This is a genomic window from Mycobacterium stomatepiae, assembly GCF_010731715.1.
GTDB lineage: Bacteria > Actinomycetota > Actinomycetes > Mycobacteriales > Mycobacteriaceae > Mycobacterium > Mycobacterium stomatepiae.
On sequence record NZ_AP022587.1, the window covers coordinates 2,891,710 to 2,904,532 of the forward strand.

General features: G+C 66.7%; 13 protein-coding genes. 4 read left to right on the plus strand and 9 right to left on the minus strand.

The window, feature by feature from the left end; translation table 11 throughout:
- Position 1 precedes the first annotated feature (1 nt).
- On the minus strand, positions 2-1,402 hold the full coding sequence (locus G6N54_RS13520) for an NAD(P)/FAD-dependent oxidoreductase (RefSeq protein ID WP_163790581.1): 1,401 nt from the start codon (positions 1,400-1,402) through the stop codon (positions 2-4).
- 121 nt (positions 1,403-1,523) lie between these two features.
- Between G6N54_RS13520 and G6N54_RS13525 the strand changes: the two genes are divergently transcribed.
- Genes G6N54_RS13525 through G6N54_RS13540 form a run of 4 tightly spaced genes read left to right on the plus strand, consistent with a single transcriptional unit; the run spans position 1,524 to position 5,519 of the window.
- The gene (locus tag G6N54_RS13525) at positions 1,524-3,044 is read left to right on the plus strand and encodes a CoA-acylating methylmalonate-semialdehyde dehydrogenase (RefSeq protein WP_163790582.1); all 1,521 of its coding nucleotides are present in this window, start codon (positions 1,524-1,526) and stop codon (positions 3,042-3,044) included.
- 3 nt (positions 3,045-3,047) lie between these two features.
- Positions 3,048-4,217, plus strand: a complete 1,170-nt coding sequence (locus tag G6N54_RS13530; RefSeq protein ID WP_163790583.1) for an acyl-CoA dehydrogenase family protein — start codon at positions 3,048-3,050, stop codon at positions 4,215-4,217.
- A 12-nt stretch (positions 4,218-4,229) separates the two neighbouring features.
- Entirely contained in the window at positions 4,230-5,111 is an 882-nt protein-coding gene (mmsB, locus tag G6N54_RS13535; RefSeq protein ID WP_163790584.1) for a 3-hydroxyisobutyrate dehydrogenase, read from the plus strand.
- A 39-nt stretch (positions 5,112-5,150) separates the two neighbouring features.
- Positions 5,151-5,519, plus strand: coding sequence for a SpoIIAA family protein (locus G6N54_RS13540; RefSeq protein WP_163790585.1), 369 nt, complete (start codon positions 5,151-5,153; stop codon positions 5,517-5,519).
- Here the strand turns inward: G6N54_RS13540 and G6N54_RS13545 are convergent.
- From G6N54_RS13545 to map, 8 genes are all read right to left on the minus strand, one after another.
- Positions 5,516-6,016, minus strand: coding sequence for a MarR family transcriptional regulator (locus G6N54_RS13545; RefSeq protein WP_163790586.1), 501 nt, complete (start codon positions 6,014-6,016; stop codon positions 5,516-5,518). The genes G6N54_RS13540 and G6N54_RS13545 overlap by 4 nt on opposite strands.
- A gap of 47 nt (positions 6,017-6,063) precedes the next feature.
- Complete coding sequence (locus G6N54_RS13550; protein WP_163790587.1) at positions 6,064-7,113, minus strand: pyridoxal phosphate-dependent aminotransferase; 1,050 nt, start codon at positions 7,111-7,113, stop codon at positions 6,064-6,066.
- Positions 7,113-8,132: a 3-oxoacyl-ACP synthase III family protein gene (locus G6N54_RS13555; RefSeq protein WP_163790588.1), complete on the minus strand. Its 1,020-nt coding sequence runs from the start codon at positions 8,130-8,132 to the stop codon at positions 7,113-7,115. Before G6N54_RS13555 ends, G6N54_RS13550 begins: the two co-directional genes overlap by 1 nt.
- A 52-nt stretch (positions 8,133-8,184) precedes the next feature.
- Complete coding sequence (locus G6N54_RS13560) at positions 8,185-8,787, minus strand: SRPBCC family protein (protein WP_163790589.1); 603 nt, start codon at positions 8,785-8,787, stop codon at positions 8,185-8,187.
- Positions 8,768-10,510 carry a thiamine pyrophosphate-binding protein gene (locus tag G6N54_RS13565; RefSeq protein ID WP_163790590.1) on the minus strand — a complete coding sequence of 581 codons (1,743 nt, stop codon included), beginning with the start codon at positions 10,508-10,510 and terminating at the stop codon, positions 8,768-8,770. Before G6N54_RS13565 ends, G6N54_RS13560 begins: the two co-directional genes overlap by 20 nt.
- Before the next feature lie 73 nt (positions 10,511-10,583).
- Positions 10,584-11,354 carry an anti-sigma factor family protein gene (locus G6N54_RS13570; RefSeq protein ID WP_163790591.1) on the minus strand — a complete coding sequence of 257 codons (771 nt, stop codon included), beginning with the start codon at positions 11,352-11,354 and terminating at the stop codon, positions 10,584-10,586.
- Positions 11,355-11,424: 70 nt separating this feature from the next.
- Complete coding sequence (locus G6N54_RS13575; protein WP_163790592.1) at positions 11,425-11,970, minus strand: sigma-70 family RNA polymerase sigma factor; 546 nt, start codon at positions 11,968-11,970, stop codon at positions 11,425-11,427.
- Positions 11,971-12,010: 40 nt separating this feature from the next.
- Entirely contained in the window at positions 12,011-12,823 is an 813-nt protein-coding gene (gene map, locus G6N54_RS13580) for a type I methionyl aminopeptidase (RefSeq protein WP_163790593.1), read from the minus strand.

Below are 12,823 nucleotides of genomic sequence, written 5' to 3' on the forward strand. Positions count from 1 at the left end.
CCTATGCATCGGCGCCGATGAGTTCGTCGAGCTTGTCGGCGGTCGCCGCGAGCACCGATTTGGCGATGCCCAGTAGCCGATCGCGCACCCGTGGCTTGGTCGAGGCCGGCGGTAGCAATTGGCCCACCAGATGGCCGAAGAGATCCAGGCGCGAGGACGACAGCCAGGCGGTCAGGTCGGGGTCGTCGAACCAGCGCAGTTGGTTGCTGTAGTCGGCCAGCGCGATGCGTAACCAGTCCAGGTCGGTGTCGGGGTGCGGCAACGGCACACACAACTCGTTTTTGGTGGCGTCATCCGGATAGGCCGCCTCCACGTGGGAGATCAGAGAGGCGCTGAAAATCTGCTGACACCCGCGCACGCTTTGCAGCGTTATGCGCCCCGGCTCGAAAATCGCAGTGGCGGGACGCTTTTCGGCGCCGTCTGCGGTGCAGTCGATGTAGAGCGCGCCCTCGTCCATCCTCCGTGCGCCGCCCTCGAGCACCATCGTGTCGTCCTCGATGGCCAGCAAGTGGCCCCGACGCACCACATCGCCGATGCGGCGCAGCCCGTCCAGTTCGGCCTGGGTGACGGTAGCGCAGCGAGACATCGTGGGCCGCGCCGCCGGGTCTATCCGCAGCAGGGAGCCGGCTTCCTCGAGGCGGGCGAACAGATCGTCGGGTGACGTGGCGTCCCGGATCGCGCGCAACTGTGCGATGAAACCCACCTTGATCCGGTCGGCGAACGCCGCCCCGGGCTGCATCGTGGCGCGATCCAACAGCCAGGAGTCGCGGGGCATGATCCAGGTCAGCCGGTCCGGGTCGACGCCACGGCCCAGCAGCCACAGGCAGGTGTCGATGCCGGTCTTGCCGGCCCCGACCACGACGTAGCGCTCATGGGCGGCGCGGCTCGGCAGGTCGTTGGGTGGGACGCAGGCGATGCCGGGTGCGACCCGATACGGCGGCGGGCGCATCGCGGGCACCTCCACCCGCAGGTAGGTGGCGTCGACGATCCGGCACGCCACGTGCACGGCGTATTCGGCGCCGGCCAGCGTGACGAACCGACCCGCGCCGAGGTATTCGCTCTGCGGGAAGTAGCGGACCCGGTCGGTCGACACCAGCCGCTGGCGCATCACGTGGTCGTAATAGCCGCAGACTTCCCCGGCCGTCGCCAGCTCGTAAAGCCCCTTGTTCCAACCGGCCTGATCGATGGTGTCGCGGCCGAGCCGAAGCGAGTCGACGCCGTAGAACACCGACGGTTGATGCAACCGGACGAACGGGTAAGCAGCCGTCCAATGCCCGCCGGGCGCGTCGTTGCGATCCACCACCACGACGCTGGCCTCCGTCTCGGAGACCAGCGTGTCGAGGAACGCCATCCCCATGGCGCCCGCGCCGATGACCAGGTAATCGGCTTCGATGGTGAGCATGCCGGGCTCAACGCTAGCCCGGACGACGACGACTGGTAACCCGCCTTGCCAAGGTCAGAGCCCGGTTACTAGGATATGCAAGTATCCGCTCACTTACGCGAACGACACCCAAGGGCACCCCATGACCACACAGATCCCGCACTTCATCGACGGGAAGCGCGTTGCCGGCCGGTCCACCCGCACCGCCGACGTCTTCAACCCCAGCACCGGCGAGGTGCAGGCAAAAGTCCCACTGGCGTCGGCGGCCGACGTCGATGCCGCCGTCGCCTCGGCGGTTGAGGCCCAAAAGGGTTGGGCCTCAATGAATCCGCAGCGACGCGCGCGGGTGATGATGAAGTTCGTCGAGCTGGTCAACAAGAACACCGACGAGCTGGCCGAGTTGCTGTCCCTCGAGCATGGCAAGACAGTGCCCGACGCGCGCGGCGACATCCAGCGCGGCATCGAGGTGATCGAGTTCTGCATCGGGATCCCGCACCTGCTCAAGGGCGACTACAGCGAGGGCGCCGGCCCCGGCATCGACGTCTACTCGCTGCGCCTGCCCCTCGGCGTGGTCGCGGGCATCACCCCGTTCAACTTCCCGGCGATGATCCCGCTGTGGAAGGCGGGACCGGCACTGGCGTGTGGAAACGCGTTCGTGCTCAAGCCAAGTGAGCGCGACCCGTCGGTGCCGGTGCGGCTTGCCGAGCTGTTTCTCGAGGCCGGCCTGCCACCGGGTGTGTTCCAGGTCGTCCACGGCGACAAGGAAGCCGTCGACGCCATCCTGCACCACCCGAGCATCAAGGCGGTCGGCTTCGTCGGCAGCTCCGACATCGCGCACTACATCTACTCGACGGCCGCCGCCCACGACAAGCGGTCGCAGTGTTTCGGCGGCGCCAAGAACCACATGATTGTGATGCCCGACGCCGACCTCGACCAGGCCGTCGACGCGCTGACCGGTGCCGGTTACGGCAGCGCCGGCGAGCGCTGCATGGCGATCAGCGTCGCGGTTCCGGTCGGCGAGCAGACCGCGGATCGGCTGCGCGCCAGGCTCGTCGAGCGGATCAACCAGCTGCGCGTCGGCCACAGCCTGGACCCCAAGGCCGACTACGGCCCGCTGGTCACCGAGGCCGCGGTCGCCCGGGTGCGCAACTACATCGACCAGGGTGTGGCCGCCGGCGCCGAAATCGTGATCGACGGCCGCGACCGCCGCAGCGATGACCTGACCTTCGGTGATGCCAACCTCGAAGGCGGGTTCTTCATCGGCCCGACCCTGTTCGACCACGTCACCACCGACATGTCGATCTACACCGACGAGATCTTCGGGCCGGTGTTGTGCATCGTGCGAGCCCACGACTACGAGGAGGGGTTGCGGCTGCCGTCCGAGCACGAATACGGCAACGGCGTGGCGATCTTCACCCGCGACGGTGACGCCGCGCGCGACTTCGTGTCACGTGTGGAAGTCGGCATGGTCGGTGTCAACGTGCCGATCCCGGTGCCGGTGGCCTACCACACCTTCGGCGGCTGGAAGCGCTCCGGCTTCGGTGACCTCAACCAGCACGGTCCGCAGTCGATCCAGTTCTACACCAAGACCAAGACCGTGACGTCGCGGTGGCCGTCCGGCATCAAGGACGGTGCCGAATTCGTCATCCCGACGATGGATTAGGTCATGTTCACCCTGAACGACGACGAACGCGTCATCGCCGAGACGGCGGCCGCGTTCGCGGCCAAGCGCATAGCCCCGTTCGCCCTGGAATGGGAAGCCGCCCATCACTTCCCAACCGACGTATTGCGCGAGGCCGCCGAGCTCGGCATGGCGGCGATCTACTGTCGCGACGACGTCGGCGGCAGCGGGCTGCGCCGCCTCGACGGGGTGCGAATCTTCGAGCAGCTGGCCATCGCCGATCCCACCACCGCCGCGTTCCTGTCCATCCACAATATGTGCGCGTGGATGATCGACAGCTTCGGCACCGACGAGCAACGCAAGGAATGGATTCCGCGGCTGGCGCCGATGGATGTCATCGCGAGCTATTGCCTGACCGAGCCCGGCGCCGGATCCGATGCCAGCGCGTTGAGCACCCGCGCGGTCAAGCACGGGGGCGACTATGTGCTCGACGGTGTCAAGCAGTTCATCTCAGGGGCGGGCGCGTCCGATGTCTACGTGGTGATGGCAAGAACGGGCGGCCCAGAAAAGCCCGGCCCGCGCGGCATTTCGGCCTTCATCATCGAAAAGGGCACTCCGGGACTGAGTTTCGGCACGCTTGAGGAGAAGATGGGCTGGCATGCCCAACCCACAGCACAGGTGATCCTCGAGGGAGTGCGGATCCCCGCCGACGCGATGCTCGGCGGCGCCGACGGCGAGGGCGCCGGGTTCGGCATTGCGATGAAGGGCCTCAACGGCGGTCGGCTCAACATCGCGGCGTGCTCGCTGGGCGGCGCCCAATCCGCCTTCGACAAGGCGGGCGCGTACGTGCGGGAGCGCCAGGCGTTCGGCTCCGCACTGCTCGATGAGCCCACCATCCGGTTCACCCTGGCCGACATGGCGACCGGCCTGGAGACTTCGCGAATGATGTTGTGGCGGGCGGCAAGTGCGTTGGACGCCGACGACCCCGACAAGGTCGAGCTATGCGCGATGGCCAAGCGCTACGTCACCGACACCTGCTTCGACGTTGCGGACAAGGCGCTGCAACTCCACGGTGGCTACGGCTACCTGCGCGAGTACGGTCTGGAAAAGATCGTCCGCGATCTTCGGGTGCACCGAATCCTCGAGGGCACCAACGAGATCATGCGGGTGGTCATCGGCCGGGCCGAAGCCGCACGGGTCCGCGCAACCGCGTAGAAAGGTCTTCAGATGACCGAGCACCTGACCGTTGCCTTCCTGGGCCTGGGCCACATGGGCGGGCCCATGGCGACGAATCTCGTAGCGGCCAAACATGCGGTGCGCGGATTCGACCCTGTGCCGGCGGCGTTATCCGCGGCGGTCGAGGCCGGCGTCACCGGATTCGACCGCGCCGCCGACGCGGTGGCCGGTGCCGACGTGGTTATCACCATGCTGCCCAACGGCGACATCGTCAAACGCTGCTACGCCGACATCCTGCCCGCTGCGCGGTCCGGCGCATTGTTCATCGACAGCTCCACGATCTCGGTCAACGACGCCCGCGAGGTGCACTCGCAGGCCCAGGCCCACGGGGTTGCGCAGCTGGACGCGCCGGTCTCCGGTGGTGTGAAGGGCGCCGTCGGCGGGACGCTGGCATTCATGGTCGGCGGCGACGAGTCCGCGGTGCAACGGGCGCGGCCGGTGCTGGAACCCATGGCGGGCAAGATCATCCACTGCGGCGCCGCGGGGGCCGGACAGGCCGCCAAGGTGTGCAACAACATGGTGCTCGCGGTGCAACAGATCGCGGTCGGCGAGGCGTTCGTCCTAGCCGAGAAGCTCGGGCTGTCGGCACAGTCGCTGTTCGACGTGATCACCGGCGCGACCGGCAACTGCTGGGCGGTGCACACCAATTGCCCGGTGCCGGGACCGGTTCCGACATCGCCGGCCAACAACGACTTCAAGCCCGGCTTCGCGACCGCGCTGATGAACAAGGACCTGGGCCTGGCGATGGATGCCGTATCGTCGACCGGCTCGGCCGCGCCGCTGGGCACGCATGCCGCCGAGATCTACGCGAAATTCGCCGCCGACCATGCCGACAAGGATTTCAGCGCCGTCATAGAAATGCTGCGCGGCTGACGGCCGTCCGCAACGCGGTTGTCTCCGAAGGAGTATCCGATGATCGAAATACTGCACGACATGCCGGCGGGAGTTACCGGCATCCGGGTATCGGGCCGGTTGAACGGTGACGATCTGCGCGACTTCAAGCCCGCGATGGCAGAGCTGGTGAAAGACGACGAGATCAGGATCGTGGAGGTCATCGCGTCCGATTACGAGGGCTTCGGACCCGGCGGGTTGGTCGAGGATCTGAAGTTGGGTCTGGGGGCCGTATTCAAGCATCATTCGGCGTTCAAGCGGATCGCGGTCGTGTCCGACAAGGAATGGGTCGGCCATACCCTGCACGCGCTGGCGTGGATGGTTCCGGGCGAACTCGCCGTGTTCGGGCTCGACGAACTCGAACGCGCCAAACAGTGGGCCGCCGGCTAGAAGTCACCGGCGTTGCGGCGCAGCGTTTCAATCGACTCCACCAGCGCCTGGGATTCGGCGTTCTCCATGCCGATGTCGGCGAACACCTGCTCGTTGAGCGTGACGGTGGCGTCCTCGACCGTGGAGCGGCCGAGCTCGGTGATCTGCACCAGCGTCGTGCGCCCATCGGTGGGGTGCGGGACCCGCTGGACCAGCCCGTCGGACTCCAGCCGGCGGATCGCGTGGGTGACACTGGTGACGTGCACCTGAAGCCGGTCGGATGCCTTGGTGATCGGCAGCGCCCCGGTCCGGCTGAAGGCAAGCAGCCGCAGCAACTCGTAGCGCGAGAAGCTCAGGTCATAGGGCCGCAGCGCCGTCTCCACCCGCGCCAGCAGGATCTGGTGCGCACGCATCACCGAGGTCACCGCGACCATGCCCTGCGAGACATCGCCCCAGCCAGCACGCTCCCAGTTGGCGCGTGCCGCGGCGATTGGGTCGCGCTTCTTGTCCGGGGCCACGCCTTTTCTTACCGCACCCGCGGCAAAAGCGGGTCAACTGGCGCGATTCAGCGTGTGCTTACTTTGCCCACCGCGGACAGCACCGCCAAAGTGGATGCGCGGCTGGCCACGGTAATCCGGGCGCCACCGTCCGGATAGCAGCGCACCCGAAGCCCGCTGTCGGCGAACATCTCACTCCACGGCCGGCCCCGTGCACTCTTGGACGGCAGGTACATGAAGTTCGCGTGGGCATCGGTCGTGTATATCCCCAGCGCGGACAGGCGCATCCGCAGGTACCGCCGCTCGGAGGTGATCATCCGGATCCGTTGCAGCAGTTCGTCTTCGGCGCTGTAGGACGCCGTAACCGCAGGCAGACTGGTCATCGCGATGCCGAACGGCAGCTGGTGCGACCACATCGTCGCCGCCAGCTCGGGCGCCGCCACCCCATAGCCGATCCGCAGCCCGGCCAGCCCGTACGCCTTGGAAAACGTCCGCACCACCACCACATTCGGGAATCGCCGCGCCAGCGCCGCAACTTCGATCCGGTGTTCGGGTGCGGTGAATTCGATGTACGTCTCGTCGAGCAGCACGATGGTTTCGCGACGCACGCGGCGCAGGAAGCGGAACAGGTGCGACGTCGGCTCCAGCGTGCCGGTGGGGTTGTGTGGCCGGCACACCACGACGACCCGGGCGGTCGCGGCCGCGTCGGCAAGCCGGTCGAGGTCGTTGTGACCGCCCTTGTCCAGTGGCACCGTCACCAAGTTCAGCCGCGCCATCTGCGCGATGATCGGGTACCCGTCGAAGGTGGGTGTCGACGTGACCATCGTGTCGCCCGGAACGGTGAGAGCCTGCAACGTCTGCAGCACCACCCCCGTCGCGCCGGCACCCAGCACTACCTGCTCCGAACCGACCCCGATCCGGCCCGCGATCAAGTTACGCAGCCGCTCGGGTAGGAACTCCGGATATCGGTTGGCCGCATCGATCGACTTGACCAGAACCGACCGCACCGCGGGAAGCGGCGGGAACGGATTTTCGTTAAGTGACAACGCTAGTGGGTCGATTGCAGCTGGGACGGAGTCATCGACCTCCACGGTGGCGGCATGTGCCACGGGTTGCATCAGTCTCGCCCGCCCCAGCGCACCGCCGCCGCACCGGCGAAGTCGCCGGCGTGGGCGAAGCCCGCCATCAGCAGCACGTCGCCGGCGTTGAGCTGGCCGTCGGATATCGCACGGTCCAGATTGACCGGGATCCCGGCACCGAACAGGTTGCCGCATTCCTCGAAGGTGTCGCGGTGCCGTTCGGCCGGCAACTCCAGCGCGTCACGCCAGTTGCGCAGGAACGCCCGGTTGGGCTGGTTGGTAACCATCAGGTCGATGTCCTTGGTGGGCAACCCGATTCGGTCACACACCGCGTAGGCCACCTCGGGAACCTGCCGGTTGCCGCGGGCGAGCACCTTGGTGATCTTGCTTTCGGTGAAGCCGATGCTGCCCTCGCCGGGGCCCGCCTCCCACCACTTACGCGGCGGGTCGTAGGAGAGCGTCATCTCTCCGGCATATTCGCCGAAGGTGCGGCACTCGATATCCAGGATCGGCGACTTGTCGCTCACCGTGACCAGTCCGACCGCGGCGCCGTCGCCGGGCACCGCCGACTGCGCCTTACGGCGAATCGTCGGCTGGTCGAAGAATTGACCGGCCGCGTTCTGCGCGATCGCGATCAGCGCAGTGTGTCCTTCACCGGACGACAGCAGTTTACGGGCCACGTTGAGCGCCAACACAAATGCCGCACATCCGCCGTTGTTCAGGTCGAGAACCCACGACGGTCGCAGGCCCAGTCGGTGCGCGATGCCGCCGCCCTGCCCGTAGAACGCCATGTCGGGTACCTGAGTGTGGGTGATCAGCACGTCGGCGCCTTCGACGACGTCGTGGCCGTGCCGTTCGATTAGCCCCTGCACGGCACGTTCGATCATGTCGATCGAACTCTCGTCCCGCCCGACGTGATGGCGAAACTTCGGAGCCCGGAACATAACATTCTCCCGCAGCTCGTCGGATTCGGCGAACTGCGCGTAGTAATCGGCGGGGATTGGCTCGCCGGGCAGGTAGGTGGAGACGTCGATCAGGCTGACGTTTGGTTTATCCATGATTCGCTCATCTCATCCATTCGGGGGTCACCGGCAAGCCATTGTGGTGGCGTTACTCGGCGATCGCCTTGAGGTTCTTCATTTCCAGCAGGTGGCCTGCTCCGAACATGTCCCAGAAGTCGCCGACCCATACCGGGCGCTGCGCCGGTGCGGTCTCCGGGTACGGGTTGTGGTCGTAGAACGGGTGGTGGCAATTCGTCCACAGCACAACCGAACCGGGCTTGTCGAGAACCACCAGCGCGTCGATGACCCGCATCAAATAGATCATCCACAGGTGCTTGCCCTGATCCCACGCGCAGTGGTAGTCGACGGTGCGAGCCTGCGCGTTGGCGACGGTGCGCGTGTAGATCTCGGTCTCCCAGCCGAGCCGGTCGTAGGCCAGCCATAAACCGGGCTCGTCGGTCGGGGTGAAACCGCGCAGGCTGTAAGTCCACTCTTCGAGACTGCGGGTGTCGGAAAGGTATTCAAACAGCTCGTCGGGCGGGCAGTCGACGTAATCGTTGACGGTGCAGTACTCACCGAAGACCTGATCGTGTGGGTACACCGATCGCATCATGTCCATGATGATCGGCGTGGCCTGCTCCCGGGGACTGGTTTCGATGCGAGTGACCCCATCGATAAGGTCGGGAATATCTTCAAGCGCTGGCAGCGACATTGTTGCATTTCTCCTTAACGGTCGGAATCTCGTCGATAGCAAGGGTTTCGGTCTTCGCCGCGGTGAGAAAGGGCGCGAACGGTGGGATCTCGTCGGCGGCGCACTCGACGCTGACCACCGCCGGGCCGTCGATGTCGAGCGCCGTGCCCATCGCGGCGGCGAGTCCTTTGGAGTCGCTCACGTCGAGCGACGTGAGGCCCGGGAACATGGCGGCCAGCCCGGCGCCGAGCCGGCTAGGCCGAAACCGGTTGTAGCTGTATAAGTTTTCGTAGAACAGCTGCTCGCGGGTTACACACATGGCGTGCGCATTGTTGTTGAACAACACGAAGGTCACCGGCAGTCGGTACTGCACCGCGGTGTGCACCTCCATGCCGTGCATGAAAAACGCTCCATCGCCGGCGATCACCACGGTGCGCCCGCTCGGCCGTCCGCTGTTGGCCCGCCCGAAAGCCATTCCGATGCCGGCTCCGAAGCTATAGCCCATGCCGCCCATGCCTAGTGCGACCGTGAACCTGCCGCCCCGCCGGGCGGGCAGGTAGTGCACGGCAGACGCACCGGTGTTGCCCGCATCGACCACGATGTCGGCGCCGTCGGGCAGGACGCGGTCAAGCACCGCCATCGCATCGCGGTAGCGCAGGCCTTCGCCAAACCAAGACGGGGGCGTCAATTCGGAGCGAGACACGGCGTCGGGCACCCGCACGCCGGTCGGGCGCCCGGAGCCGGACAGGGCATGAGTCAGCATCCGCAGCGAGCCACGCAGGTCGTCGGTGTGGACATGGGTGCATGGAACATAAGGCCGCGCAGCGCCGATCGAGACGGTACGCACCGCCGACAGGACGTCGTCGAGCCCGGCGCGGGCCGTGACCGACAGCCGGGTACCGACGACGAGGCACACCGCGCTGGCGGCCACCGCGTCGGCGACACCCGGGTGGCCCATCACTCCGGTGACTCCCAATGCGGACGACGATCCCAATCCTGGTGTGTCGGAAGCGTCTTTGGCATCCGGCACGGTGGCCACCCGGGCCCGCAGCAATGCGCGCAACTCCTCGAGCTCGGCGCGTGCGTTGTCGCGGGCCACCTGCTCGCCGGCGATGATGGTGATCGGTCCGGTGGCATTGCGCAGCACCGGAATGATCGGCTGCGGGTTTCCGATCGGCCGCGGGTCGTTACCGATGCCGCCGCAGCGGTCGGTGTAAACGAGCGCCTGCTGAATATCCTTGGGCAGCAACAAGACTGCCGGACCCCCGGTGCGCGCCGCGGCGATGGCCCGGGATAGCGCCGCACCGATGTCGGCCGGCCGCAGCACCCGCTCGCAGGACAGCGAAACCGCGGCGAAAACCGCCTCGGCGTTCAGTGAACCGTTGTTGCCGCTGGTGTCCTGAAAGCTGCCGCATCCGTCCATCGTCATCGGGGCCTGACCGACCAGCGCCAGCACCGGGACCCGGCTCGTCAGCGACTCCCCAAGGCCCGCTACAAGATTCAGCGCACCGCCGCCGGACGTCGCGGCCACCACGCCCAGCCCGGCGCCGCTGCGGCTGTATCCGTCGGCCATCGTGGCGGCAGAGAACTCGTGCTTGGCCAGGACGGCCATGATGCCGGACCGGAAATATGCAGCGTCGTAAAGGTCTTCGATGTTGGCGCCGTCCACACCGAAGATGTGGTCGACGCCGATTGACGTGAGGCCTTCGACGATGTGGTCGACAACGCGGTATTTCCGGGGCATCTGCTCACCTAAGTTCGATTGAGACGATGCCTATGGCACGAGTCAGGTGAGCCGCCGGTTCACCTGACGGGTATTACAGCGAACGTTGCAACAAAACCTGACCGCTATCGGCGGCGACCACCTGCACGGCGGCGATCTGCTCGATCGGCGTCGAGATGCTCGCGGCGGGCGTCGCGGTGTGGCCGGGTTCGGCCACCCAGGTCGCCAACCGGGTCTGGCTGCCGTCGCGACCGACCACAACCATCGCCAACGTGTCGTGGTGCGCGTACGGCGGAGCCAGACAAACGCATCTCAAGTTGATCGACGTCCCCCAGTGCTGGCTGGAGATCTGCACCGTCGACGTCAGCAGGTTGGTACCCACCTGCGCCATCTCCGACGACGCGGCCACCGACTGGACGGGCGCCGCCGACGGGCTGTGACCCTGAATGCCGACGAACACTCCAACCGCCAGCACCGCGGCCGCGGCGGACGAGGCCACCCAGGTGATCACCCGGGTGCGCCGCCGGCGCCAGGCCACCTTCGCCAGCAATGACGGCAGTAGCTCGGGCGAGGGCTCCGGGGTCACCGGTGGGATGTCGCCGGACTTCGCGATCGCGGCGACTTCTTCGCTATCAAGCTGCGAAAGCAGGGCCGGCACGCCACTGAGTTCAGCGACGGCCTCCCGGCACGCGGCGCAGTGCACCATGTGCTCTTCGAATTCGCGGCGGTCGACCGACGACAGCGAACCCAGCACGTATGCGGCATCCCACATCGCGTAGCGGTGGCTGTCACCCATGATCAGACCAAAGACCTCGTTGTCGCCGGGCGGGCCAACACCTGGTATCGGCGTCTTCATTTCATCCATCTCCTGTCACCCTTCAAGCATTCGGAGCCGATGACCACACGGATTGGTGCCTTGCGAAGGCGTCGCGCTGTCATCGTGTAACTCCGAGTTCCTGCAGAGTGAGCCGCAAAGCCCGCACGGCATAGTGTAGCCGCGACTTCACGGTTCCTTCGGCAATGTCAAGGTCCGCAGCAATCTGTGCGGTGGTCCATCCGCGGTAGTAGGACCGCTCGATGACGGCAGCGTGTTCCGCGGACAGTTGCGTCATCGCATCAGCGATCAGCAACCGGTCCAGCGCCGCGTTGACCTCGTCGGGGGTGGCCTGCTCCGGCGCTCCCTCTTCGTCCAGCGAGCCGACCACGTTGCGATAGCGGGCGCTGCGTCGGTCGTCGATGATCATGTTTCGGGCAACGGTGAACAGCCAGGCACGCGCCGATCGCTCGGTGTCACCCACCACTTCCGGGTGCTGCCAGGCACGGAGCAGCGTTTCCTGAACGACGTCCTCGGCGTGCGCGGCATCGCCGGTCAGCCGTAGCGCATAGCGCCACAGGACAGCGGCGTGCTCGTCGTAGAGCGCCTTCATCAACTCAGCTTCTGCCGCCCCGGACGCCCTCCAAGTACCTGCGCCACGAGCCACTCGATCACCTCCTGCCCATTGACACGAGTGGAGTAGGCGTTTAGTTCGAGATTTCGCTCTGGGTGAGAATCCGGGGTCCGTCGGCGGTGACCGCCACGGTGTGCTCCCAGTGCGCCGCGCGCGATCCGTCGGTGGTGGTGACCGTCCAGTCGTCGTCGAGCACCCGCGTTTTTCCTGTTCCGAGGGTCAACATCGGCTCGATGGCCAGCACCGAACCGGGGGCCAGCAGCGGTCCGCGGCCCGGAGCCCCCTCGTTGGGCAGGAACGGGTCCATGTGCATCTGCCGGCCGATGCCGTGGCCGCCGTAGCCCTCGACGATGCCGAACGCGCGGCGGTGGCGATGCTCGGCCGCACGCGTTCCCATTTCGATGGCGTGCGCGACGTCGGTCAACCGGTTACCGGGGATCATCGCCGCGATGCCGGCCTCCAACGACTCTCGGGTAGCCGCGGACAGTGCTTCGTCGTTGGGATCGAGCGCCCCGACCCCGAACGTGATCGCCGCGTCGCCGTGCCAGCCCCGCAGGATCGCGCCGCAGTCGATGGACACCAGGTCGCCGGGGGCCAATAGCTCCGCGGCGGAGGGGATGCCATGCACCACTCGGTCGTTCACCGACGCACAGATCGACGCCGGATAGCCGTGATAACCCAGGAACGACGGCGTCGCGCCGGCCTCCCGGATTACCGACTCGGCGATTTCGTCCAGGCTCAGGGTCGACACCCCGGCGACGGCGGCCGCGTGCACCGCCTGCAGCGCGGCGGCGACCGCGCCACCGGCCGCGGCCATCGCGTCGAGTTCGCCGGGGCTGCGCTGCGGCACTACCTTGCGACTACGCAGCCGCGCCAGCGCGCGCAT

What these genes read in the sequence shown, in the direction of transcription:
- G6N54_RS13565 (WP_163790590.1), bottom strand. Translation starts at nt 10,510, where the DNA reads ATGCCCCGGAAATACCGCGTTGTCGACCACATCGTCGAAGGCCTCACG.
- G6N54_RS13555 (WP_163790588.1), bottom strand. Translation starts at nt 8,132, where the DNA reads ATGGATAAACCAAACGTCAGCCTGATCGACGTCTCCACCTACCTGCCC.
- G6N54_RS13560 (WP_163790589.1), bottom strand. Translation starts at nt 8,787, where the DNA reads ATGTCGCTGCCAGCGCTTGAAGATATTCCCGACCTTATCGATGGGGTC.
- G6N54_RS13520 (WP_163790581.1), bottom strand. Translation starts at nt 1,402, where the DNA reads ATGCTCACCATCGAAGCCGATTACCTGGTCATCGGCGCGGGCGCCATG.
- mmsB (WP_163790584.1), top strand. Translation starts at nt 4,230, where the DNA reads ATGACCGAGCACCTGACCGTTGCCTTCCTGGGCCTGGGCCACATGGGC.
- G6N54_RS13525 (WP_163790582.1), top strand. Translation starts at nt 1,524, where the DNA reads ATGACCACACAGATCCCGCACTTCATCGACGGGAAGCGCGTTGCCGGC.
- G6N54_RS13570 (WP_163790591.1), bottom strand. Translation starts at nt 11,354, where the DNA reads ATGGATGAAATGAAGACGCCGATACCAGGTGTTGGCCCGCCCGGCGAC.
- G6N54_RS13530 (WP_163790583.1), top strand. Translation starts at nt 3,048, where the DNA reads ATGTTCACCCTGAACGACGACGAACGCGTCATCGCCGAGACGGCGGCC.
- G6N54_RS13550 (WP_163790587.1), bottom strand. Translation starts at nt 7,113, where the DNA reads ATGCAACCCGTGGCACATGCCGCCACCGTGGAGGTCGATGACTCCGTC.
- map (WP_163790593.1), bottom strand. Translation starts at nt 12,823, where the DNA reads ATGCGCGCGCTGGCGCGGCTGCGTAGTCGCAAGGTAGTGCCGCAGCGC.
- G6N54_RS13540 (WP_163790585.1), top strand. Translation starts at nt 5,151, where the DNA reads ATGATCGAAATACTGCACGACATGCCGGCGGGAGTTACCGGCATCCGG.